At 72.5% G+C, this 21,530-nt stretch carries 21 protein-coding genes; 14 read left to right on the top strand and 7 right to left on the bottom strand.

Going from position 1 to position 21,530, the window contains the following annotated elements; genetic code table 11:
* The first annotated feature begins 481 nt into the window (after window positions 1–481).
* Together ACIBKY_RS27795 and ACIBKY_RS27790 are read left to right on the top strand one after the other, a co-directional pair.
* The gene (locus ACIBKY_RS27795) at window positions 482–4,171 is read left to right on the top strand and encodes a Pls/PosA family non-ribosomal peptide synthetase (RefSeq protein WP_397100914.1); all 3,690 of its coding nucleotides are present in this window, start codon (window positions 482–484) and stop codon (window positions 4,169–4,171) included.
* On the top strand, window positions 4,153–5,451 hold the full coding sequence (locus ACIBKY_RS27790; RefSeq protein WP_397100912.1) for a M1 family metallopeptidase: 1,299 nt from the start codon (window positions 4,153–4,155) through the stop codon (window positions 5,449–5,451). The genes ACIBKY_RS27795 and ACIBKY_RS27790 overlap by 19 nt, the downstream gene beginning before the upstream one ends.
* 3 nt (window positions 5,452–5,454) lie before the next feature.
* On the opposite strand, the gene ACIBKY_RS27785 is transcribed toward ACIBKY_RS27790, so the two are convergent.
* The gene (locus ACIBKY_RS27785; protein ID WP_397100910.1) at window positions 5,455–5,736 is read right to left on the bottom strand and encodes a metal-sensitive transcriptional regulator; all 282 of its coding nucleotides are present in this window, start codon (window positions 5,734–5,736) and stop codon (window positions 5,455–5,457) included.
* 94 nt (window positions 5,737–5,830) lie between these two features.
* Here ACIBKY_RS27785 and ACIBKY_RS27780 point away from each other — a divergent pair, with 94 nt between their 5' ends.
* On the top strand, window positions 5,831–7,252 hold the full coding sequence (locus ACIBKY_RS27780; RefSeq protein ID WP_397100908.1) for an MFS transporter: 1,422 nt from the start codon (window positions 5,831–5,833) through the stop codon (window positions 7,250–7,252).
* A gap of 183 nt (window positions 7,253–7,435) precedes the next feature.
* Window positions 7,436–9,328 (top strand): hypothetical protein, encoded by a 1,893-nt coding sequence (locus ACIBKY_RS27775; protein WP_397100906.1) that lies wholly within the window; start codon window positions 7,436–7,438, stop codon window positions 9,326–9,328.
* Window position 9,329: 1 nt separating this feature from the next.
* Here the strand turns inward: ACIBKY_RS27775 and ACIBKY_RS27770 are convergent, their stop codons facing one another.
* The 3 genes from ACIBKY_RS27770 to ACIBKY_RS27760 are packed head-to-tail and all read right to left on the bottom strand — an operon-like array spanning window position 9,330 to window position 12,998.
* Window positions 9,330–10,982 (bottom strand): VanW family protein, encoded by a 1,653-nt coding sequence (locus ACIBKY_RS27770; protein ID WP_397100904.1) that lies wholly within the window; start codon window positions 10,980–10,982, stop codon window positions 9,330–9,332.
* A 26-nt stretch (window positions 10,983–11,008) separates the two neighbouring features.
* On the bottom strand, window positions 11,009–11,833 hold the full coding sequence (locus ACIBKY_RS27765) for a F510_1955 family glycosylhydrolase (protein WP_397100902.1): 825 nt from the start codon (window positions 11,831–11,833) through the stop codon (window positions 11,009–11,011).
* 10 nt (window positions 11,834–11,843) lie between these two features.
* Complete coding sequence (locus tag ACIBKY_RS27760; protein WP_397100900.1) at window positions 11,844–12,998, bottom strand: NAD(P)/FAD-dependent oxidoreductase; 1,155 nt, start codon at window positions 12,996–12,998, stop codon at window positions 11,844–11,846.
* Window positions 12,999–13,115: 117 nt separating this feature from the next.
* Here ACIBKY_RS27760 and ACIBKY_RS27755 point away from each other — a divergent pair, with 117 nt between their 5' ends.
* The 3 genes from ACIBKY_RS27755 to ACIBKY_RS27745 all read left to right on the top strand — a co-directional run bounded on the left by ACIBKY_RS27755 (window position 13,116) and on the right by ACIBKY_RS27745 (window position 14,398).
* Window positions 13,116–13,322: a heavy-metal-associated domain-containing protein gene (locus ACIBKY_RS27755; protein WP_397100898.1), complete on the top strand. Its 207-nt coding sequence runs from the start codon at window positions 13,116–13,118 to the stop codon at window positions 13,320–13,322.
* Window positions 13,323–13,404: 82 nt separating this feature from the next.
* Entirely contained in the window at window positions 13,405–13,734 is a 330-nt protein-coding gene (locus ACIBKY_RS27750; protein WP_397100896.1) for a hypothetical protein, read from the top strand.
* Window positions 13,735–13,789: 55 nt separating this feature from the next.
* Window positions 13,790–14,398, top strand: coding sequence for a DUF305 domain-containing protein (locus tag ACIBKY_RS27745; RefSeq protein ID WP_397100894.1), 609 nt, complete (start codon window positions 13,790–13,792; stop codon window positions 14,396–14,398).
* A 35-nt stretch (window positions 14,399–14,433) separates the two neighbouring features.
* Here ACIBKY_RS27745 and ACIBKY_RS27740 read toward each other — a convergent pair whose 3' ends face one another.
* The 3 genes from ACIBKY_RS27740 to ACIBKY_RS27730 all read right to left on the bottom strand — a co-directional run bounded on the left by ACIBKY_RS27740 (window position 14,434) and on the right by ACIBKY_RS27730 (window position 15,588).
* Window positions 14,434–15,069, bottom strand: coding sequence for a class I SAM-dependent methyltransferase (locus tag ACIBKY_RS27740; RefSeq protein ID WP_397100892.1), 636 nt, complete (start codon window positions 15,067–15,069; stop codon window positions 14,434–14,436).
* 78 nt (window positions 15,070–15,147) lie between these two features.
* Window positions 15,148–15,375: a hypothetical protein gene (locus ACIBKY_RS27735; protein ID WP_379609570.1), complete on the bottom strand. Its 228-nt coding sequence runs from the start codon at window positions 15,373–15,375 to the stop codon at window positions 15,148–15,150.
* A gap of 69 nt (window positions 15,376–15,444) precedes the next feature.
* Window positions 15,445–15,588, bottom strand: a complete 144-nt coding sequence (locus ACIBKY_RS27730; protein WP_184974673.1) for a hypothetical protein — start codon at window positions 15,586–15,588, stop codon at window positions 15,445–15,447.
* A gap of 66 nt (window positions 15,589–15,654) precedes the next feature.
* Between ACIBKY_RS27730 and ACIBKY_RS27725 the strand changes: the two genes are divergently transcribed.
* The 7 genes from ACIBKY_RS27725 (at window position 15,655) to ACIBKY_RS27695 (ending at window position 21,529) form a co-directional block, all read left to right on the top strand.
* A complete protein-coding gene (locus tag ACIBKY_RS27725) occupies window positions 15,655–16,383 on the top strand; it encodes a hypothetical protein (protein ID WP_397100890.1) in 729 nt (242 codons plus the stop codon).
* 95 nt (window positions 16,384–16,478) lie between these two features.
* On the top strand, window positions 16,479–16,808 hold the full coding sequence (locus ACIBKY_RS27720) for an NADH-quinone oxidoreductase subunit A (protein WP_397100888.1): 330 nt from the start codon (window positions 16,479–16,481) through the stop codon (window positions 16,806–16,808).
* On the top strand, window positions 16,799–18,115 hold the full coding sequence (locus ACIBKY_RS27715; RefSeq protein WP_397100886.1) for a hypothetical protein: 1,317 nt from the start codon (window positions 16,799–16,801) through the stop codon (window positions 18,113–18,115). The genes ACIBKY_RS27720 and ACIBKY_RS27715 overlap by 10 nt, the downstream gene beginning before the upstream one ends.
* Window positions 18,108–18,989, top strand: coding sequence for an NADH-quinone oxidoreductase subunit H (locus ACIBKY_RS27710; protein WP_397100884.1), 882 nt, complete (start codon window positions 18,108–18,110; stop codon window positions 18,987–18,989). Before ACIBKY_RS27715 ends, ACIBKY_RS27710 begins: the two co-directional genes overlap by 8 nt.
* Window positions 18,989–19,480 carry an NADH-quinone oxidoreductase subunit J gene (locus tag ACIBKY_RS27705; protein WP_397100882.1) on the top strand — a complete coding sequence of 164 codons (492 nt, stop codon included), beginning with the start codon at window positions 18,989–18,991 and terminating at the stop codon, window positions 19,478–19,480. Before ACIBKY_RS27710 ends, ACIBKY_RS27705 begins: the two co-directional genes overlap by 1 nt.
* Window positions 19,470–19,775 (top strand): NADH-quinone oxidoreductase subunit NuoK, encoded by a 306-nt coding sequence (gene nuoK, locus ACIBKY_RS27700; RefSeq protein WP_397100880.1) that lies wholly within the window; start codon window positions 19,470–19,472, stop codon window positions 19,773–19,775. The genes ACIBKY_RS27705 and nuoK overlap by 11 nt, the downstream gene beginning before the upstream one ends.
* Window positions 19,772–21,529 carry an NADH-quinone oxidoreductase subunit L gene (locus tag ACIBKY_RS27695; protein ID WP_397100878.1) on the top strand — a complete coding sequence of 586 codons (1,758 nt, stop codon included), beginning with the start codon at window positions 19,772–19,774 and terminating at the stop codon, window positions 21,527–21,529. Before nuoK ends, ACIBKY_RS27695 begins: the two co-directional genes overlap by 4 nt.
* Window position 21,530: the final 1 nt, after the last annotated feature.

Below are 21,530 nucleotides of genomic sequence, written 5' to 3'. Positions count from 1 at the left end.
GTGCTGCCCGCGCGTGGCGGCGTTCCCATGGCCCCCTATGTCGAACACATCTTCGGCATAGAGAGCGCGCGGACGGGTGCCGGTGGGGGCCGGTCCGCGGGAGGGCGTCCGGGTATCAGGCCGACCGCTGGGGACGAGCGTGGGTGCTCAACCTGCCCCTGGGGACGAGCGTGGGTGCTCAACCTGCCCCTGGGGACGAGCTGTGAATACGTCCGGTCAACAGAAGTGAATGACTGGCGAATGACCGGTAAAACTGCGACAACCCCCGTGGATTGGGAAATATCTGGGATATCTGGGATCGTTGAAGGCTCGGCGGCGTGGGGAGCGTCGCTACGGGCTGCGACCCGCCAACCGAGCGCGTGAGGTCACGTACCGGGGCCCGCATCGTCTACGCATGAGGTGAGCCTTGGTGGTCAGCGCCGCGATTTCGCAGGATGCCGTCTTTCTGTCCGCCGGTGGGAGCACCACCGCGCGGACTCTCGTGGACATTCTTCGTGAGAGTGCCGCCGCTCACCCCCACGCGCCCGCGCTGGACGACGGCGTGAGCGTCCTCGACTACTCCCGGCTGACCAAAGAGGTGGCACACCTGGCCGGCTCGCTGGGCGAGATGGGCATCGGGCCGGGGGAGCGGGTCGGGATCCGGGTGCCTTCCGGGTCCAATGATCTTTATGTGGCCATTCTGGCGGTGCTGACCGCGGGGGCGGCCTATGTGCCGGTGGACGCCGACGACCCCGATGAGCGGGCCGAGCTCGTGTTCCAGGAGGCCGGCGTGGCGGCGGTGATCGGCGCGGCCGGGACCACGAGCAGGCGGATGGCCGGTTCGACGGCGCGCACTCCGGCGCCGGAGGACGACGCCTGGATCATCTTCACCTCCGGGTCCACGGGCAAGCCCAAGGGCGTGGCGGTCAGCCATCGCAGTGCCGCCGCCTTCGTGGACGCGGAGGCCGGGCTCTTCCTTGAGCTTGGGCCCGGGGATCGGGTGCTGGCGGGGTTGTCGGTGGCGTTCGACGCCTCGTGCGAGGAGATGTGGCTGGCGTGGCGCAACGGCGCCTGCCTGGTTCCGGCGCCGCGCTCGCTGGTGCGCACCGGGATGGATCTCGGGCCGTGGCTGGTGGAGCGCGGGATCACGGTGGTGTCGACCGTACCCACGCTGGCGGCGCTGTGGCCGGTCGAGACGCTGGACGGCGTGCGCCTGCTGATCTTCGGTGGCGAGGCCTGCCCGCCCGAGCTGGCCGACCGGCTGAGTACCCCCGACCGGGAGGTCTGGAACACCTACGGTCCCACCGAGGCCACCGTCGTTGCGTGCGCGGCGCCGCTGGTCAGGGGGGAGCCGGTGCGGATCGGGCTGCCTCTGCGGGGCTGGGACCTGGCCGTGGTCGACCAGGCGGGCAGGCCGGTCGCCATGGGGGAGACGGGCGAACTGGTCATCGGGGGCGTGGGCCTGGCCCGCTACCTCGATGAGGACAAGGACCGGGAGAAGTACGCGCCGCTGGAGTCGCTCGGCTGGGACCGCGCCTACCGCAGCGGTGACCTGGTCGTGGCCGATCCGGCCGGGCTGCTGTTCGTCGGGCGGGCCGACGAGCAGATCAAGCTGGGCGGGCGGCGGATCGAGCTGGGCGAGGTGGACGCCGCACTCCAGGCCCTGCCCGGGGTGACCGGCGCGGCGGCCGCGGTCAAGACCACGGCCTCGGGACACCAGCTTCTCGTCGGCTATATCGTGACAAATGGGGAAATTACCCACGCACGGGAACAGCTTGAAGCCGTGCTGCCCGCGGCCCTCGTGCCCCGCCTGGCCGTCGTGGACCACCTGCCCACGCGTACCTCGGGGAAGATCGACCGCGACGCGCTGCCCTGGCCCCTCGGCGACGAGGACGAGGAGGCCGCCGACCTGGACGGTCTCCAGGCGTGGCTGGCCGAGCAGTGGCAGGACATCCTGGGGCAGCGGGTCAGCGGGCCCGATGCGGACTTCTTCACCGCGGGCGGCACCAGCCTGGCGGCGGCGCGGCTGGTGTCGACGTTGCGCGGCCGGTATCCGGACGTGGCGGTGGCCGACCTCTACGATCATCCGACCCTCAGCGGGCTGGCCGACCGGCTCGAGGAGCTGGAGCAGCCCGCCGAGGAGAACACGCGCGTCGTGCTGCCGATGCCGCGCCGGGCGGCGCTGGTCCAGACGGCGCTGATGCTGCCGCTGCTGACCGTGCGCGCGACGCCCTGGGCGGTCGGCGCCCTCGCGGTGGGCAATCTGACGAACGTCCTCGCGGTCAGCTGGTGGTGGGTGATCGCGGGCGCTCTGCTGTTCCTGACGCCGTTCGGCCGCCTGTCGCTGGCGGCGGGCGCGGCGCGGCTCGTCCTGCGCGGCATCGGACCGGGAGTGTACGCCCGGGGCGGCGCCACCCACCTGAGGGTCTGGTTCGCCGAGCAGCTGGCGGCGGGTCTCGGCGTGGGCGGTCTCGCCTCCGCGCCCTTGATCACCTACTACGCGCGGGCGCTGGGCGCGCAGGTGGGCGAGGACGCCGACCTGCACACGATGCCGCCCATCACCGGCATGCTCAAGCTCGGCAGGGCCGCCGCGATCGAGCCCGAGGTGGACCTCACCGGCTACTGGCTGGACGGCGACCTGTTCAGGCTCGGCGAGATCAGGATCGGGGCCGGCGCGACCGTCGGCGCCAGGTCGATCGTCCTGGCGGGCGCGCGGATCGGGAAGAACGCCCAGATCGCCCCCGGCTCGGCGGTCGGCGGCGACGTCCCGGCCGGGCAGCGGTGGGCGGGGGCGCCGGCCGTACGGAAGGGGAAGCTGACGCCCAAGGCGCCGGCGCCCCGCAGGTACCGGCGGTGGAGCGTGGCCTACGGCGCGTCCGCGATGGCGTTCAGCCTGATCCCGCTGCTGGCCGTGCTGCCCGGGATCGCCGTCCTCGGCCCGGCCGGCATCGCGGCCGCGACCGTCGTCTCGATGGTCAGCATGGCGCTGCTGCTGCTCGTGGCCGTCAGGCTGCTGTCGATCGGGCTTCGCGCGGGCAGCCACCCGGTGCACAGCCGTACGGCATGGCAGGCCTGGGCGACCGAGCGCCTCATGTCCATGGCCAGGGTGTGGCTGTTCCCGCTGTACGCCAGCGGGCTCACCCCGATGTGGCTGCGCGCGCTCGGCATGAAGGTGGGCCGCGACGTCGAGCTGTCCACGGTGCTCGCGCTGCCCTCGATGACCGAGGTCGGCGACGGCGCGTTCCTGGCCGACGACACCAAGGTCGCCCCGTACGAGTTGTCCGGCGGCTGGATGCGCCTGGACCACGTGCGCATCGGCAAGCGGGCGTTCGTCGGCAACTCCGGCATGACCGCGCCCGGCCGCAAGGTGCCCAAGGACGGGCTGGTCGGCGTGCTGTCGGCGGCGCCGAAGAAGGCCAAGGCGGGTTCGTCCTATCTCGGGATGCCGCCGGTCAAGCTGCGCAGGACCGCCCAGAGCGGCGACACGGGGCGTACCTATGACCCGCCGCTGCGGTTCAAGGTGGCGCGGGCGCTGGTGGAGGTGTGCCGGGTGGTTCCGGCGATCGCCACGGCCGCGCTGGCCGTGCTGGTCGTCACCGCGCTGGTCACGATCGCGCGCGACCTCCATCCGGTCGCCGCGGTGCTGCTCGGCGGCGTGGTGCTGGCCGCGGCCGGGTTCGTGGCGGCGGCGGCGTCCGTGGTGGCCAAGTGGGCGCTCATGGGCAGGATCCGGCCCGGCGACCGGCCGCTGTGGAGCGCGTTCGTCTGGCGCAACGAGCTGGCGGACAACTTCGTCGAGGTTCTCGCCGCGCCCTGGTTCGCCACCCCATGGCTCGGTACGGCCGGGCTGAACGTCTGGCTGCGCGCCCTGGGCGCCAAGATCGGCAGGGGCGTGTGGTGCGAGACCTACTGGCTGCCGGAGATCGACCTGGTCAGCCTGGGTGACGGCGCCTCTGTCAACCGGGGCTGCGTGCTTCAGACCCACCTGTTCCACGATCGGGTGATGAGCATCGATACAGTCGAGCTGGCTGAGGGTTCCACACTCGGCCCGCACGGGGTGGTGCTGCCCGCGGCCACGGTCGGGAGCAATACCACGATCGGCCCCGCCTCGCTGGTGATGCGCGGCGAGTCGCTGCCCGCGCGGACCCGGTGGTACGGCAACCCTGTCGCCGCGTGGCATCAGGCAGCGTGATCGACGGGAGGATGGTGCGGTACTTCCCCGACCGTGGCGACGACGGGTACTCCGTCCGGCACTACGACCTGGCACTCGACTACCGGCCGGGGCCCAACCGGCTGGCCGGCGTCGCCAAGCTGGACGCGGTCGCCACCGAGCCGCTGGAGCAGGTGCGGCTCGACCTCGGCCCGCTGCACGTCTCGCAGGCGCTCGTCAACGGCGTGCGCTGCCGGTTCACGCACGGCGGGGGCAAGCTCCGGCTGACCCCCGGCGGACGGCTGCCCGAGGGGCGTGAGTTCACCGTCGAGGTCCGGTACTCGGGCAACCCCAGGCCGGTGCCCAGCCCGTGGGGCGGGCTCGGCTGGGAGCAGCTGGAGGACGGCGCGCTCGTGGCCAGCCAGCCGACCGGCGCGTCCTCCTGGTTCCCCTGCAACGACCGGCCGTCGGACAAGGCGACCTACCAGATCGCGGTGACGACGGCCACGCCGTACACGGTGGTGTGCAACGGGCGGCTCACCTCGACGCGGCGGGCGGGCTCGCGTACGACGTGGGTCTACCACGAGGCGGTGCCGATGGCCTCCTACCTCGCGAGCGTGCAGATCGGCCGCTACCAGCTCGGCGACCTGCCGGGTGAGGTGCCGCAGCGGCTGGCCGTACCGGCGTCGGCGGCCATGCGGGCGCGGCGGGCGCTGGCCCGGCAGGACCGGATGATGGGGGTCTTCACGGAATGGTTTGGTCCCTACCCGTTCGCGGAGTACGCGGTGGTGGTGACCGAGGATGACCTGGAGATCCCGGTCGAGGCCCAGGGCATGTCGATCTTCGGGCCGAGCCAGCTCGCCGAGGAGCGGCTGGTGGCGCACGAGCTGGCCCACCAGTGGTTCGGCAACAGCCTGACGCTGGCCCACTGGCGCGACATCTGGCTGCACGAGGGCTTCGCCGCCTACGCCGAGTGGCTGTGGTCGGAGGAGTCGGGCGGCGAGAGCGCCGCCTCGCACGCGCGCCGCTGGCACGCGGCGCTCAGCGCGCAACCCGCCGACCTCGTGCTCGCAGACCCGGGGCCGAAGCGCCTGTTCGACGACCGGGTCTACAAGCGGGGCGCGCTCACGCTGCACGCGCTGCGCGGGGTGCTGGGCGAGCCGGCGTTCCGCTCGGTGCTGCGCGAGTGGGCCGACGGCTACCGCCACGGCACCGTCAGCACCGGCCGCTTCACCGAACTCGCCGGCCGTTACGCCCCCGAGCCGCTGGACACGTTCTTCCTGTCCTGGCTCTATTCGGAACGGCTCCCGCCGCTGTCGTAGACCTCAGGAGCGGACGAGGCGGGCGATCGCGTCGGCCGCCTCCTTGACCTTCAGCTGCGCCTCCTCGCCGCCCTTCTTGGTGGCCTCGGCGACGCAATGCGCCATGTGCTCCTCCAGGAGTGCCAGGGCAAACGACTGCAGGGCGCTGGTCGTCGCCGACACCTGGGTGAGGATGTCGATGCAGTACTTGTCGTCCTCGACCATCCGCTGCAGGCCCCTGGCCTGGCCTTCGATCCTGCGCAGCCGTCGTAGGTGCTCCTGCTTGTTCCCGGTGTATCCGTTCACGTGACCCCGTCCTCTCGTCACCCATCGCAACGCAATACCCCCCTACCGTATTTCCTCTTATGCCTTACGGGGGTAGGGTCTTCATAACTTGAACATGGATGTTCGACTTATGGAGGTGGTGGTCATGGGCCGCTGGGCCGTACTGGGACTGCTGGGGCTGGCGCAGTTCATGCTGATCGTCGACATCACGGTGGTGCAGGTGGCGCTGCCCACGATCGGGACGGAGCTCAAGCTCGACCGGGAGGCGCTGACCTGGGTGGTGACGACGTACACCCTGGTGTTCGGCGGGCTGATGGTGCTCGGCGGGCGGCTGGCCGACGCCTTCGGCGCGCGGCGCACGCTGCTGACCGGGCTCGGGGTGTTCGCCGTCGCCTCGCTGGTGTGCGGGGTGGCGGGCGACGGGGCGACACTGATCGCCGGGCGGGCGTTCCAGGGGGTCGGGGCGGCGCTGATGTCGCCGTCCGCGCTGGCCGTCATCACCCGGACCTACCACGGCGAGCTGCGCAACCGGGCGCTGGGCGTCTGGGGCGCCATCGGCGGGTCCGGCGCGGCCGTCGGCGTCCTGGCCGGCGGGCTGCTGACCGCGGGGCCGGGGTGGAGCTGGGTGTTCTACGTCAACGTCCCGATCGGGCTGGCCGTCCTGGCGGTGCTGCCCCGGCTCGTCGGACGGGACGAGGCTCATGCCGGAGACCGCCGGGTCGACGTGCCGGGGGCGGTGACGGTCACACTGGCCACCGCGTTGCTCATCTACGGGCTGGTCGGCGCGGGTGACGCCGGGTGGGGCGCGTTCTCCACGCTGGCCGCGCTGGGCGGCGCCGTACTCGGGTACGGGCTGTTCGCGCTGGTCGAGAGGAACGCGCGGACGCCGCTGATGCGGGCAGGGACGATGGCCAGGCGGGCCGTGGTCTCGGGGACGTTCGTGATGCTGGCGGCCACGGGCCTGCTGCTCGGGCTGTTCTTCGTCAGCTCGCTCTACCTGCAGCACGTCCTCGGCTACGACGCGCTGGCGACCGGGCTGATCTTCCTGCCCGTGGCCGTCGCGATCACGCTCGGGGCGCACCTCGGCGGGAGGCTGGTGGGGAAGGCCGGCGGGCGGCCGGTGGCGCTGGTGTCGTTCGCGCTGACCGCGGCCGGCGCGGCTCTGATGATGCGGATCTCTCCGGACGCGAGCGTCTGGACCACGCTGGTGCCCGGATTCGTGCTGGCGGCGTTCGGGATCGGGCCGGCGTTCGTCACGGCGACGACCACGACCATGGCCAACGTGCCCGCCGGTGAGGCGGGCGTCGCCTCCGGCGTGATCAACACCTTCCACGAGCTCGGCGGGTCGATCGGGGTGGCGGTGGTCTCCACGATGGCCGCGGCGAGCCTCGCGCCCGGGGCGGCCGGCATCGAGGGCTTCACCGGGGCACTGCTGCTGTGCGTGATCGTGGCCGCGGTGGCGGCCGTGGTCTCGTCGGTCCTGGTGCCGGCGGGCGTGCCGTCCGGCGTCTCCGTGGGGCACGGCCACGGGCACTGACACTTCGGAGAGCAGGCAGCCGTTGCTGATCACGGGCGGGGCGGTGCTCGGGCCGGAGGCGCGCGACGTGGACATGACGGGAAAGATGCCGACGCCGGAAAAGCACTAGACGGAAGTTCTAATCTAGTGGCATCTTCAACTACAGGGGGCCCCGTAATCACATGAACCGGAGAGGGTTGACTTGTGAGCACGGTGCGAGAACGGGGGGCATGCGGGACGGCGACGATCTCCCTGATCGAGGGTGAGCGTGCTCTGCACGCCGAGGGGGACCTGAACACCGCACGTCACCATTTTGACGCCGCCTATCAACAGGCGGAGCGCGACGGCGACACCGTCGCGCTCGCCAGGGCGGCACTCGGTCTCGGCGGCATCTGGGTGCACGAGCACCGCACCGCCGCCGAGGCGCAGACGATCCGCGTCCGGCAGCGCCATGCCCTGACCCTGATCGACCCGCGCTCGCCGCTGGCTCTACGGCTGCGCGCCCGCCTGTGCGGCGAGGAGGACTACCGCGCGGGCCGTCACGCCGCGATCCTGGCCATGCTCACCCCGGCCAGGCACTCGGGCGACCCGGTGGCGCTGGCCGAGACGCTCAGCCTCGCCCACCACTGCGTCCTCGGCCCCGAGCACGGCGTGCTGCGCCACGAGCTCGCCGAGGACATGATCGGCCAGGCCAGCAGGACCGGCCGCCGCGGCGACCTGATGATGGGGCTGATGTGGCGGACCGTCGACCTGTTCCTGGCCGGTCACCCGCACGCCGGCCGCTCGCTCGACGAACTGCGCGCGCTCCTGGACGAGAGCGACCATCTGGCCGTCGGCTTCATCGTCAGCGCGATCGACGTGATGCTCGCCATCAGGGCCGGTCGCTTCGCCCAGGCCGAGCAGCTCGCCGCGGAAAGCGGGGAACGCGGCGAGCGGGCCGGCGACATCGACGCCGCGGGCTGGCCCAGCGGCCAGGTGGCGATCGTCCGCTGGTACCAGGGGCGCCTGCCCGAGCTGCTGCCGATCCTCACCGAGCTGGTGAACTCCTCCGTGCTCGGCGTCCTCGACTACTCCTATCTCGCCGCCACCGCCACGGCCGCGGCGGGGGCCGGGGAACACCGCCTGGCCGTCAACATGCTGGCACGCCTGCGCGGCCAGGACCTCGCCCGCCTGCCCAGCTCCAGCGTGTGGCTGACCACCCTGTACGGCGTGGCCGAGGCGGCGCACCTGCTGGGCGAGGCCGACCTGTCCGCCCAGACCTACGAGCTGCTGCGGCCCTACGCCCACCTGCCGGCGATCACCAGCCTGGGCGTCGCCTGCCTCGGCTCGGTGCACCACCCGCTGGGCGTGGCCAGCCTGACCACCGGTGACATCGCCCGCGCCGTGATCCACTTCGGCGAGGCCGTCCGCGCCAACCTGGCGCTCGGGCACTGGCCCGCCGTGGCGTTGTCGCGCTGGCGGCTCGGCCAGGCCCTCACCCTGCGCGGCGAACCCGCCGAGCGGGAGCTGGAACTGGCCGCTCAGGAGGCGGCGGAGATGGGGATGGTGCTGCCCGCCCCGCCTTCCGGTACGGCCCGCCGTACCGGAAGGGTGGTGTGCAGGAGGCGCGGGCCGCAGTGGCAGTTCGAGTTCGGCACCCGCTGCGCGCACGTGGACCACAGCGTGGGCATGGGCCATCTGGCGACGCTGCTGGCCAACCCGGGGCGCGAGGTCCGGGCCGGCGACCTGGTCACCGGGCCGGCCGCGACCGAGGCGGTCTCCACCCAGCCGCTGCTGGACGAGGAGGCCAAGCGCGCCTACCAGCAACGGCTCGGCCAGTTGCAGGACGACATCGACGAACTGGAGTCCATGAACGATCTGGAACGCGCCACGGCGCTGCGTGCCGAGCACGACTGGCTGGTCACGGAGCTGGCGGCGGCGGCGGGGCTGGGCGGGCGGACCCGGTCGTTCGCCGGGACCGACGAGCGGGCCAGGATCTCGGTGGGCAAGGCGATCCGGCGGGCGATCGGCCGGATCGCGGAGGCGGACCCGGTCATCGGGGCCGAACTGCGCGCCACCGTCCAGACCGGGCAGCGCTGTGTCTACCAGCCCCGCTGACTCAGCCGGTGCAGGTGAGCTTGGGCTCGGGCTGGTAGACGGTGGTGAACTTCTGCCTGCGCAGCTCCTTGCCGTCCCGCTTGAAGATCCGCCACACGTCGATCGTGAAGCCCTGGACACCGCTCATCGGCTGGCACTTGGGCCCGGACTCCTCCAGCGTCGGGAAGCTCTTGATGTTGTAGCGGGCGGAGCTCTGCGACTCGACCTCGTAGCGCTTGGTGCTCCAGAACTGCACGGTGATCGAGGTCGAGGTGTAGGAGGTCTTGATCAGCACGCCGTACTTGGAGTCGTTCTTCCACCGGAAGTCCGGCTGCGGATAGGACACCGTCGACTCGCGGCCCGCCGGGTAGCGCGAGATGTAGTACATGTGCGGCATGTGCTGGACGTCCTCGAAGCCGCCGAAGAAGACCGCGTTGAACATCGCGGTGGCGAACTGGGAGACGCCGCCGCCCACGTCGTTCACGAAGCGGCCGTTGAGGATCATGGGTGCCTCGACGAATCCGCGGGCCTTGTCACGCCTGCCGACCAGGCCGTTGAGCGAGAACGTCTCGCCGGGCTTCACCACGTGGCCGTCGACGATGCCGGCGATCGTGTGGATGTTGGTCACGCGCGGCGCGCAGCACGGGTGGTTGGAGGTGTAGGAGGCGACCCGCTCCTTGACGCCCAGCTTGCCCGCCGCCTCGGTGGTCAGCCTGGCCCGCGTGACCTTGACCGGCGCCTTGGCGGTGCGCTCGCCGGCCGCCACCGCCTCGGCCACGACCGTCCCGAGCTCTTTGTCGTCGATGCCCTTGCCGTCGCGCGCGGGCACGACCTTCGGCCGGCCGGACACGATCTTGAAGCTGGCGTCGCGGGGGAGCTGACCCGCCTCGACGAGCCGCTTCTCCAGGCCGGGTGCCACCGCCTTGGCGTCGAAGACCGGCTTCAGCGTGCCGCCGTCGCCGGTGAAGCTCAGGCCCGCGGCCAGCTCGGCGCGGGTGATCGCCGCCTCGCGGGTGCCGCTGGTCACGGTGAGGCCGGCCGCGACGGCCGTACGCGCCGTGGTCGAGGCCACCTCGCGCACCTCCTTCGCCGGTACGGCCGGCGGCAGCGTCCTGGTGACCAGCTCCACCCGCCCGCCGTCGCCCAGGAAGGCCCGGCGCAGGGCGCCCGCCGCCGCCGCCCGGTCCAGGGCCAGCCCCTTCTTCGGCATGGCCGTACGCGGCTCCAGTCCCCGGTAGGAGATGACGCCTTCCTTCGGCTTGCGGTCCACGGTCTTGGCCAGGGCGGCGATCCGCCCGGTCAGCGCCTGCTCGTCGACCTTGACGACCGGCTGGAGCTCGCGGCCGCCGAAGAGCGAGCGCACGACGCCGGCCGGGGTGGAGGCGCCGTCCATCGCCGCCGCCACCGTGGCCGCGACGTCCACGGACAGGCCGAGCTCGACCGGCTCCAGCCGGGTCTTCTTGCCCGCCGCCGTCACCTCGATGGGCCGGGTGGCCCGGGGGCGCAGCTCGCGTTCCAGCCGGGAGCGCGCCTCCTCGGGTGACAGCCCGCCGATGTCCACGCCCGCGACCTTGGTGCCCGGTGGCACCTCTCCGGCCAGCATGATCGCCGGTACGGCGTAGGCCAGCACGGCCACGCCGAGCACGGCGGCCAGGATCACGAGGGTCTTCGGCATTTTGGGCATTCAGGTCTCTCCGGGCATCAGGTATTCGCCGGTCTGAAGAGTACGTTGAACACACCACCGCCGTCGCCCGAGTCGTGCACGACCCCGTCCTCGGTGACCGCCAGCAGGCGGTTCTCGCCGATCGCCGCGAAGGCGACCGCGGGGCCCGGCAAGGTGCCGGCCGGGCGCCACGAACGCCCGCCGTCGCCGCTGGAGTGGATCCTGCCCCCGGTGTCGACGCCGGTCAGCTTCCCGGCCGCGGCCACGTGGGTGAGCGGGGGCGCCTTGCGGACCGGCTCGAAGTCCATGCCGCGGTTGGCGCTGACCTTGAGGCCGTCCCGGGTGGCCGCGTAGAGGCGGTCGCCCGAGAAGGCCAGGTCGTTCACCTGCTCCGTGGCACCCTGCGTCCAGGTCCTGCCGCCGTCGCCGCTGGCGCGGACCCGGCCGGTGACGCTGTCGAAGGCGTAGAGGTCGGCGCCGGCGGGCTCCAGCGCGTGGAAGTCGGCGCCGCCCTTCTCCGAGACGGTGGTCCAGGTGGCGCCCGCGTCGGTCGTGCGGATCAGGCCCAGGTGCGGCGGGGCGTCAGGGGTGGCCTCGCCGGGGTGGCCGCTGGCCAGGAACGTCCGCGGGCCCACCACGGTGAAGCCCATGTGGTCCTGGACGCGCCCGGCCACGCGCTCGGCGCCGCGTTCGCCGGTGACCTTGAACAGGCCGTAGTGGGCGGCCAGGTAGACCGCGCCGTCGGCCGGGTCCACGCCGACGCCGTGGACGTGGCCGATGCCGGGATCCTGTCCGGCGGCGGGCGGCTCCTGCGCGCAGGCGGTGGCGGCCAGGAGGAGGAGACAGGCGAGGATTCTGGGCATGGCCCAGATACTATTGGTCATCGTAGATGGGCTGTCCGGCCGCGATGCGGCGCTTGAGCTTGATCAGGTCCTTGGGGGAGTTGGCGGCCACCGCGCCGACCAGGACGTCCTCGCGGGTGAAGGCCACGGCGAACCGGTCCTCCTCCGGCGAGCCCGTCACGACCGTCGCGGTGTCGGCAAGGTGCGGCAGGCCGGCGGTCTGGATGCGGCTGCCGTGCACGCTGGTCGCGAAGTTCGGCACGTCGGTGAACGCCCGGGACTCCCCGGGGCCGGCCAGCAGGTTGCGGGCCGCGGCGGCGCCCTGCTCGTTGGCGTTGGACCAGTGCTCGACCCTGACCATGGCGCCGCCGTACAGGCTGTGGGGCCAGCGTGCCACGTCGCCGGCGGCCACGATCCGCGCGGACCCGCGCGCGAACAGCGTCTCCTCCACCAGTACCCCGTCGTTGACGGGCAGCCCGCTGCCGTCGAGCCACTCGGTGTTCGGCACCACGCCCAGGCCCGCCACCACGAGGGAGGCCGGGATCGCGCGCCCGTCGGCCAGCAGCACCCGCCCCTCCTCGACCGCGCGCACCCGGACGCCCGAGACCAGCTCGACGCCGCCGCGCTCGTGCAGTCCTGCCAGCCAGGCGGCGGCCACGTCGCCCAGGCCCGCGCGCATCGGGTGGCGGCCCGAGTCGATCAGCGTGACCTTGAGCCCGAGCTCGCGGGCGGTGGAGGCGACCTCCCCGCCGATGAACCCGGCGCCGACCACCACCACGTGCTCGTGCCCGCGCTCCAGCTCCGCGCGCAGGGCCAGCGCGTCCTCCAGGGTCCGCAGCGTGTGCGCCGCCTCCATCCGGCGCGGGCGGGCGCCGGTGGCGATGACCAGCCCGTCGTAGCCGAGCTCGGCGCCGTCGTCGAGGGTGAGGGTCCTGGTCGCGGGGTTCAGGTGTACGGCGGTGCGTCCGCGTGACCACGAGTCGTCCAGCTCGCCGGCGCCGGGCAGGAGGATGTCGTCGTCGCCGCGCAGCAGGCCCTTGGACAGCGGCGGCCGGTTGTAGGGCAGGTGTGTCTCTGTGCCGACGAGGGTGATCTCGCCGTCGAAGCCTTCCTGGCGCAGCGACTGCACGGCCCGCAGGCCGGCCAGCGAGGCGCCCACCACGATGATCTTGTTCAGGGTTCGCATGGGGGAGGACTATACCCCCTATGGGTATATCGGCAGGACTTGCGCTTCCGGCGGTCGGATGCGTATGTTGCTGACCATACCCGTTGGGGGTATCTATGGAGAAGGGGTTGGGACCACATGGGCACGACGACGTTCGCGGTGACCGGGATGACCTGCAACGGCTGCGCCAACAAGGTGAAGGGCGAGATCGGCAAGGTTGACGGGGTCTCCCAGGTGGACGTGGAACTGGCGACCGGGCGGGTGACCGTGACCGCCGACGGTGTGACCGACGCGCGGATCATCGACGTCGTGGAAGAGGTGGGCTACGAGGCCGTCGTGGTCTGAACGGTGTGCGGGGTGGAGGGGGCCGGGCGCTGTCGCGTCCGGCCCTTGCTACTATTTTTAGTAGTTGTCATGGGGGGTGAGCATGGTGCTTCGGCTCGGGCGGACGCTGCTGCTCGTCCTGCTCGTGGTCGGGGTGTGCGGGATGCACACGCTCGGCCACCTCTCCCATGACAGAGGGCATGCCGCCGTGGCTCAGGCGCCGGTGGCGCTGGGCCAGGGGGATGGGCCGCCGGGGCCGGATCCCGGGGTGGTGTGCCTGGCCGTACTGACGTCGATGGTGTTCCTGCTGCTCGCCGTCGTGTGGGCAGGAATGCTGCCGTGGCCCCTGCGGGCCGTCCGCCGGACGTGGCGGATGCGCGGGGTGGCGCGGGCGCCGCCTCGGCTCACCGAACTCTCCGTGATGCGCATATAGGCCGACCTGGTGTTCATCAGGCCCTATCTCATCTTCGACGGGAGTTCAATTCACCATGTTCACCAGCACGTCTCGCCGGATCTCGCTGGCCGTCGCCTCGGGAGCGGGGGCGCTCGTCCTGCTCACCGCCTGCGGGGGGAGCGAGCCGCCCGTACCGGCCGCGGCGACCTCGTCCGCGGTCCCATCGGCGACCCCATCGGCGACCTCCGCCGCCTTCAACGACGCGGACGTCATGTTCGCGCAGATGATGATCCCGCACCATCGGCAGGCGGTCGAGATGGCCGACCTCGCCCCCGGCCGCGCCGCCGACAAGGAGATCAAGGACCTGGCCGCGAAGATCAAGGCGGCGCAGGACCCGGAGATCCAGACCATGCGGGGCTGGCTTCAGGAGTGGGGCAAACCGCTGCCCACCGGCGGCATGGACCACGCCATGCCCGGAATCATGTCGGAAGAGGACATGAAGAAGCTGGCCGCGGCCAAGGGGGCGGCGTTCGACCGGATGTTCGCCAAGCTCATGATCGCCCACCACAACGGCGCGATCGACATGGCGAGGACCGAGGTGCGGCAGGGCGCGGACCCCGAGGCCAAGGAACTGGCCAAGGCCATCGAGACGGCCCAGCAGGCCGAAGTGGCCCAGATGCGCGCGCTCCTCGAACGCCTCTGACCATGGAGGGCTTCCCGGAGGCCTCCGGGAAGCCCTCAGATCCGTTCGTAGACCGCGACGTTGTAAAAGCGGCCGTCGTGCTCGCCGTCCTCGTTCGACAGGCTCCTCAGCCGAGGATGGCCGTCGAAGTGGGTGTGCAGGAGGCGGGCCTGCGGGCGGGAGTGGGTGAGGACGAGGTGGCCGCCGGGCTCCAGCAGCCCGGCGAGCCGGTCGGCCACCGCGGGGGTGTTGCCCAGGTAGTAGAGGAGCTCACCGACGAAGATCAGGTCGTACGGCCCGCCCGCGTCCTCGGTCAGGATGTCCAGGCGCACGAACGTGGCCGGTGACCCCGTGCGGGCCGCCTGCCCGCGGGCCCGGCGCAGGGCGCGGTGGGAGATGTCCGCCCCGACCGTCTCGGCCTCCGGGTGCGCGGCGGCGGCGAGCATCGTGAAGCAGCCCTCGCTGCAGCCCACGTCGAGGACCCGCCTGTAGTCGCGCTTGGGCACCTGCTCCAGCGTGGCCTTGTACTTCTCCCGCTCGTACGCGTCCACCGTGACGCTCCACGGGTCGGCGCGGATGTGCCAGAGATCGAAGTACCCGCGCAGCAGCCGCCGCTGAACCCGCGGCCCCGCCAGCGACATGGCTCCGAACAAGAGCTGATGAATCCGGTTGGGGCGCTCGTCCTCGGCCATGATCCTCCACATCTCCCAACGACGCTCCGCCCAACCTACGTCGTGACCGGCGCGGATGATCGGGAACGCCGCGGAAACTCATGGCATGCGCGGGCTGATGCGCCCCTGGTCCACCAGCGCGAGATAGACGGCGAACGCGCCGACGGCCCACATCTCCGCGTGGGCGGTGGACAGGATGATCTCCTCGCCGTCCCTGGACACGATCTCGTATCGCCCGAACGACAGGCGCCGCCAGGCGATGAGCACGTTCTCGTACACGAGCACGTCCAGCATCGCTGCCAGGTTCTCGCGGTTGGGGGCGGGCACGGGGCAGGGACTCCTCGCTCCCTCGCCGTCCCCTCCATTCTGCGTCCTCGCAGCGGGTTTACCTAGAAACTACTGGGCGGCCGGCCGGGTGGCGGACTCGGAGCGCTCGTGTTCGCGGTCGGCACGTTCCCGCTTGAGTACGGCACGCACCCCGAGCAGGAAGGCCGTGGCCACGACCGCGGGCGGGACGAGGGCGGCGACGACTTCATACATGCACGCCAGTTTACGGCCCGGAACCTCCGGTCCCGCTCGCGGTGTACAAGCAGCGGAGGTGTAGTCATGAGAAGACTCCTGTTCGTGCTCTCCGCCACTCTGGTCCTGGCGGCGGGCTGGCTCGCGACACCGGCGAACGCGGGTGGCTGGGCGATGACCTATCTGGACCCGCTGCCGGCCCGGTTCCAGCCCGGCGTGACCTACACGGTCGGCTTCTGGGTGCTGCAGCACGGCACGCACCCGTTCGAGGGCGATCTGGGCAAGACGGGCCTGCGGCTGACCGCCGCCGACGGCAAGGCCATGACCTTCGACGGTACGGCGCGGCCTGAAGCGGGCCACTACGTGACCTCGATCGCCGTCCCCAAGGGCACGTGGAAGGTGGAGGGCATCCAGGGGCTGTTCAAGGAGCACGACGTCGGCACCCTCACCGTGCCCGGCGCGTTGAAGATCAACCCGCCGCCGAAGGACCTGCGCGGGGACGGCAAGGACTACTGGGGCGCGATCCGCCCGCCCGGCTTCCCGGCCGGCGGTTCCACCGACCGGGTGGTGGCCGCCCCGGCCCCGGCGTCGGCCCCTGCCCCGGCCCCGGCGTCGGCTCTCGCTCCGGCTCCGGTCTCGGCGCCCGTGCCCGCGTCCGCGCCTTCGGATGAGGCCGCCGGCTTCCCGCCGTACGCGCTGCTGCTGGCGGGGGTGGGCGGCGCGCTGGTCGCCCTGGCAGGGGTACGGCTGGCCCGCAGGCGTCCCATGGACGAGACCCCGGACGGCAAGGCGGACACGATCACCGTGTCCGGCTGATCGCCGCCGGCCCTCACGGGGCCACGCGCGTGATGGTTGGCGTCCCCTCACCAGGGAACTACGGATCTTAGTAGCTTGGTGAGGGGGTGGCCGGCGTGCTCGTCGTGCTGATCCTGCTCGCGGTCGGCATCGCGGGCGTCTACTGCGTCTCGCTGGTCGTCGCGCCACGGGGTGTGCTGCGCGCGGGGCCGTACCTGTCGGGCGCGCGGCCGGCCGAGCACGCCCTGTCGCGCTACCACGTGCGCTGGTACGCCGTGACGCTCGTCTTCCTGGCCTTCGACATGGAGATGGTGTTCATGTACCCGTGGGCGCTGGTCGTGGCCGAGGTGGGGACGGCCGCGGTGGTGGAGATGTTCCTCTTCCTCGGGCTGCTGATGGTCGGGGTGGTCTACGCCTGGCGGGAAGGGGCGCTGCGGTGGGTCTGAGGGGGTGGCTGCTGCGCCGCGCCGCCTCCCGGCCGCCGGTGCTGGTGGTCGCCGGGCCGTACGGTACGCGCCTTCGTCTGCTGGTCGAGGCGTGCGGGTGGCCACAGGCCCGCTCGCCCGCGGCGACGGCCGTCCTGGTGACCTGCGAGGCGCTGGGGGAGAGGCTGGCCGAGGCGGCCGACATCGTGTGGAACGACGTGCCGGGGCCGAGGGCCCGCGTCTCCCTGCCCGCGGACGCGACGGCGGCCGAGGTGCGGGCCGCGCTGGAACGGGCCCGCCAGTCACTGGCCGACGAGGCCACCCAGCTACGGGACGCGGCGGAACACCTCACCACGGCCTGGCGCCCGGAGGAGACCGGGCGCCCGATGTCGTGCGGCGCCGGCGACATGACCGCCCCCTCGGCAACGCCCTCCGACGAGCACGGGCATTCCGACGAGCACGGGCACTCGGGTGGGGGTTCGGGTGGGCATGAGGGGCACGTGGGGGTTGTGGGCGGGGTGGCGATGGCCGGGCGTGGGCCGGATCGGGACGGGCTCATGCTGGACCGGCTGCACGTGCCGCTCGGGCCGGTGCTGGCGGACTGGCCGGACGGGCTCGTCGTCGAGACGGTCATGCAGGGTGACGTCATCCAGCGGGCCGTGGTGGTGACCGGATACCACGGGGCCGGGTGGAGCTCTGGACACCACGGGGCCGGGTGGAGCTTCTGGGACGAGCCGTGGCTGGCCGCCGCCGAGGGCGAGCCGGTCACCCGCGGTGCCGCCGAACGTCGCCGGGCCGCGGCGCACCTCGACAGTCTCGGCCGCCTCCTCGCCGTGGCCGGCTGGCCCGACGCCGCCCGTACCGCCCGCCACCTGCGCGACCGCCTCCTGCGAGAAGACAACGACGTGGCCGCCGGCTACGCGCGCTTCGCCCGGCGGGTGCGGCGGTCGCGGGTGCTCGCCTGGATGCTGCGTGGGCTCGGCCAGGTCGGCATGGATCACGCCTTCCTGGCCGGAGACGTGCTCGACCGGGTTCACCGCCGGCTCGACGCGGCCGATGACGCGATCGGGCGGCTGCGGGACCACACGCCGCTGACCGTCGACCGGGGACCGGTCGGAAGCGACCGGGGATCGCGGGGAGACGACCGGAGACTTGGGGGAGACGGCCCTGGGTCGGCCGGGTACAGCCGGGCTGCCCTGGATCTTCTGCCCGGCGTTCTGGAGGGCGCCGAGCTGGCCGAGGCGCGGCTGATCGTGGCCAGTCTCGATCCCGATCTGGCCCAGCTCTCTCCCGAGGCGGCCCACGGGCGAGGTGGGGAGCGTGGGTGAGGCGGCCGGGCTGGTGGGTGGCGTGGGTGAGGTGGCCGGGCTGGTGGGTGGGCTCGGGGTGCTGGTGGCAGCGGTCGCCCTGAGCGAGAGGAACGGGGCGGGCGTGGCGCGGGGGCTGGTCGTGGGGCACCGGCGCACGCTTCTGCCCGACCTGCCGCTCACCCGGCTCGGTGTGGTGACGCTGCCGGTCGTCGCGGTGCTGGCCGCGCTCGTGCTGCCCGTGGGCGAGCGGGCGGTGCTGGACCTGGGCGTGGGGATCGTGTGGTTCAACGCGATGGAGGTCGGCGCGTGGGCGGCGGTGTGGCTGGCCGGCTGGGGGGTGAACTCGGTCTTCCCGCTGGTCGGCGGGTACCGGTTCGTGGCCCAGGGGCTGGCCTACGAGCTGCCGCACATGTTCGCGCTGATCACGGTGGCGCTGGGGGCGGGGTCGCTGCGGTTCGCCGACGTGGTGGCGGCTCAGCGGGAGCTCTGGTTCGTGGTGTGGATGCCGGTGGCGTTCCTCGTGTACCTGATCTCGGCTCTGGCCATGGCGTTCTGGGGGCCGATGGGGGAGCCGGCCGGGGCGGGCATCGCCGGTGGGGTGACGGCCGAGCTGGCCGGGCCGGACCGGCTGGTGTTCCTCGCGGGGCGTTACGCGCTGCTGGTGGTGGCGGCCGCGGCGGCGGTGCCGCTGTTCCTGGGCGGCGGGGCCGGGCCCTGGCTGCCCGCGTGGGCGTGGACGGCGGTGAAGACCGTGGCCGTGCTGGCTCTGTTCGCGGGGATCGGGCGGCGGGTGCCGGCCGTACGGATGGACAGGTTCATGACGTTCGCCTGGATGGTGCTCATCCCGCTGTCCCTGCTGCAACTGCTCGTCGTCGGGATCGTGGTGATGTGATGGCGTTCTGGATCCTGGCGGTGCTCGCGGTGGTGAGCGGGATCGCGGTGTTCGTGGTGGATTCGATGGCGCGGGCCACGTTCGCGCTGCTGGCCTCGCTGATCGCGGTCGGCGCGACGTTCTTCCTCATCGACCTGCACTATCTCGGTGCGCTGATCATCCTGATGATGATCATGGAGATGGTGGTGATGGCCGTCTTCATGATCATGTTCATGATGAACCCGGCGGGACTCATGCCCATGTCGATGCTGCACAACAAGAAGGGCGCGGCGGCCATCTCCGCGACGGTGTTCGCGCTGCTGGTGGCCGGGATCTTCATGACCGACCTGCCCGGCCGCCAGGGAACGCCGCCGCCCGACCCCACCGAGGCCCTCGGCATGTCGATCATGGGGCCGAAGATGCTGGTCATGATGGTCATCGGGGTCGCGATCCTGGCCACGATGATCTCCACGGTGGTGCTGGCGACGCGGCGGGGCCGTTATGACGCTTGAGGGCTTCCTGCTGCTGGCCGCCGCGCTGTTCGCGATCGGCCTCTACGGCGCGCTGTCCCAGCAGTCGATCGTCATGCTCATGATGGGCCTGGAGCTCATGATCAACGGCCTCATCGTGGCCGGCGGTGCCTTCTGGTACTTCGTGGCACCTCAGACGGCCGACGGCCAGGTCCTCGTGCTCGTCGCGGTCACCGTGATGGCGCTGGAGATGGCGATGGGCTTCGCCGTGACCACCGCCATCTTCCGCGCCCGCGACGTGGACACGACCGACGGCGCGGGGGACCTCAAGGGATGATCTGGATCCTGCCCGCCGCCGCCGGTGCCCTGCTCCTCCTGGTACGGCGGGCCCCGCGCGCCACGGCCGTCGCCACGGCGGCGGCCACCCTGGCGCTGGCCGTCTGGGCCGCCGTGGCCCGGCCCACGACGAGCTTCCCCCTGGTCTTCACCTCCGGCTTCGCGGTCGACGGGCTGTCGGCCGTCATGGTGGTGACCGTGGCGGCGGTGGCGCTGGCGGTGCTGGTGTTCGCCACGGGCGAGCTGCGGGAGGCCAGGTTCTACGGCCTCATGCTCATCTTCGTCGGCGCGATGCTCGCGACCGTCACCGCGACCGAGCTGACCGTGCTGCTGATGGGGTGGGAAGTGATGGGCGCCATGTCGTACGCGCTCATCGGCTACTGGTGGCGCGACGGCGACCGGGTGACCTCGGCGGGGGTCGCGTTCGTGACCACGCGCGCGGGCGACCTCGGCCTGTACGTGGCCGCGGGAGCCGCGTTCGCCGCGGGCGCGACGTCCGGGCAGGTGCTCGGGCTGGCCGGACTGCCCGAGCTGCCGCAGCCGTGGCGGGACCTGGTGGCGGGCGGGATCGTGGTGGCCGCGCTCGGCAAGTCGGCCCAGCTTCCGTTCTCCTTCTGGCTGTCGCGGGCCATGGCCGGTCCGAGTCCGGTCTCGGCGTTGCTGCACTCGGCGACGATGGTGGCGGCGGGGGCGTACCTGCTGCTGAGGGTGCAGCCCTTGCTCGTCGCGACGGGGTGGGCGGGGCCGCTGGTGGCCTGGGCGGGCGGGCTGACCGCGCTGCTGCTCGGCGGTGTGGCGCTGGCCCAGCGCGACCTCAAGCAACTCCTGGCCGCCTCCACGTGCGCGCAGCTCGGGTTCATGGTGATGGGGTCGGTGGCCGGGGGCACGGCCCACCTGGTGGCGCACGCGGCAGTGAAGAGCCTGCTGTTCCTGGGCGCGGGCGCGTGGCTGACCGCCCTCGGCACCAAGGACCTGTCCGGGCTGCGCGGGGCGGGCCGCCGCTATCCGGTCGTGGGGGCGAGCTTCGCCGTGGGCGCCCTGGCGCTGGCGGGGCTGCCGCCGCTGTCGCTGTGGGTGACCAAGGACAGCGTGCTGGCGGCCGTGCACGACCCCTGGCTGCACACGATCGGGCTGGCCGCGGGTGCGCTGTCGGCCGCCTACGCGGGCAGGGCGCTGGTCGCGGTCTGGCGGGGTTCCCGCTCGGACGGGCGGCCACCGGAGACGCTCTCGTGGGCGCCGCTGCCGGTCCTGGCGGCGGGCGCGGCCGTGCTGGGCGTCGTCGGGCTGCCCGCCGTCTGGGCCTGGTGGTCCGGGCTGCTGGGCGAGCCCGGCGCCGCGCGGGCGGACGCGGGCTCGCTGGCGCTGTCGGGGGTGCTGGCCGCCGCCGCCGTGCTCACCGCGCTGGTACGCCTGCCCGAGCCACGCGTGCTGACGGGCTGGCTGGGGCTGGAGGCCGCGGCGCGGGCCGTGGTGTGGCGGCCGCTGCTCGCGCTGGCCAGAGGGGCGGCGTGGTTCGACGACCGGGTGGTCGACGGTGCCGTCGAGGCGGTGCCGAGGCTGGGGATGGCGGCGGCCAGGCTGGCGCGCACGCCGTTCGAGATGGGGGTGGACGGCGTGGTGCGGGCGGTCGGCGTCGCCGCCATGGGGCTGGGGCGGCTGGCCAGGCGCCCGCAGACCGGCCAGGCGCACACCTATCTCGCCCAGGCCGCCGTCGGCCTGATCATCCTGGCCGTCGCGATCGCGCTGGTGAGGTGAG

Source organism: Nonomuraea sp. NPDC050394 (assembly GCF_044459065.1).
Lineage (GTDB): Bacteria > Actinomycetota > Actinomycetes > Streptosporangiales > Streptosporangiaceae > Nonomuraea.
The sequence above is the reverse complement of the archived record's forward strand: the minus strand, read 5'-3'. Positions and strand labels throughout refer to the sequence as shown.

Bases quoted from the DNA above. Each gene is read 5' to 3' on its own strand.
- ACIBKY_RS27780 (WP_397100908.1), top strand. From the start codon at position 5,831: ATGGATGTTCGACTTATGGAGGTGGTGGTCATGGGCCGCTGGGCCGTA.
- ACIBKY_RS27770 (WP_397100904.1), bottom strand. From the start codon at position 10,982: ATGCCGAAGACCCTCGTGATCCTGGCCGCCGTGCTCGGCGTGGCCGTG.
- ACIBKY_RS27765 (WP_397100902.1), bottom strand. From the start codon at position 11,833: ATGCCCAGAATCCTCGCCTGTCTCCTCCTCCTGGCCGCCACCGCCTGC.
- ACIBKY_RS27760 (WP_397100900.1), bottom strand. From the start codon at position 12,998: ATGCGAACCCTGAACAAGATCATCGTGGTGGGCGCCTCGCTGGCCGGC.
- ACIBKY_RS27755 (WP_397100898.1), top strand. From the start codon at position 13,116: ATGGGCACGACGACGTTCGCGGTGACCGGGATGACCTGCAACGGCTGC.
- ACIBKY_RS27750 (WP_397100896.1), top strand. From the start codon at position 13,405: ATGGTGCTTCGGCTCGGGCGGACGCTGCTGCTCGTCCTGCTCGTGGTC.
- ACIBKY_RS27745 (WP_397100894.1), top strand. From the start codon at position 13,790: ATGTTCACCAGCACGTCTCGCCGGATCTCGCTGGCCGTCGCCTCGGGA.
- ACIBKY_RS27740 (WP_397100892.1), bottom strand. From the start codon at position 15,069: ATGGCCGAGGACGAGCGCCCCAACCGGATTCATCAGCTCTTGTTCGGA.
- ACIBKY_RS27730 (WP_184974673.1), bottom strand. From the start codon at position 15,588: ATGTATGAAGTCGTCGCCGCCCTCGTCCCGCCCGCGGTCGTGGCCACG.
- ACIBKY_RS27725 (WP_397100890.1), top strand. From the start codon at position 15,655: ATGAGAAGACTCCTGTTCGTGCTCTCCGCCACTCTGGTCCTGGCGGCG.
- ACIBKY_RS27705 (WP_397100882.1), top strand. From the start codon at position 18,989: ATGGCGTTCTGGATCCTGGCGGTGCTCGCGGTGGTGAGCGGGATCGCG.
- nuoK (WP_397100880.1), top strand. From the start codon at position 19,470: ATGACGCTTGAGGGCTTCCTGCTGCTGGCCGCCGCGCTGTTCGCGATC.
- ACIBKY_RS27695 (WP_397100878.1), top strand. From the start codon at position 19,772: ATGATCTGGATCCTGCCCGCCGCCGCCGGTGCCCTGCTCCTCCTGGTA.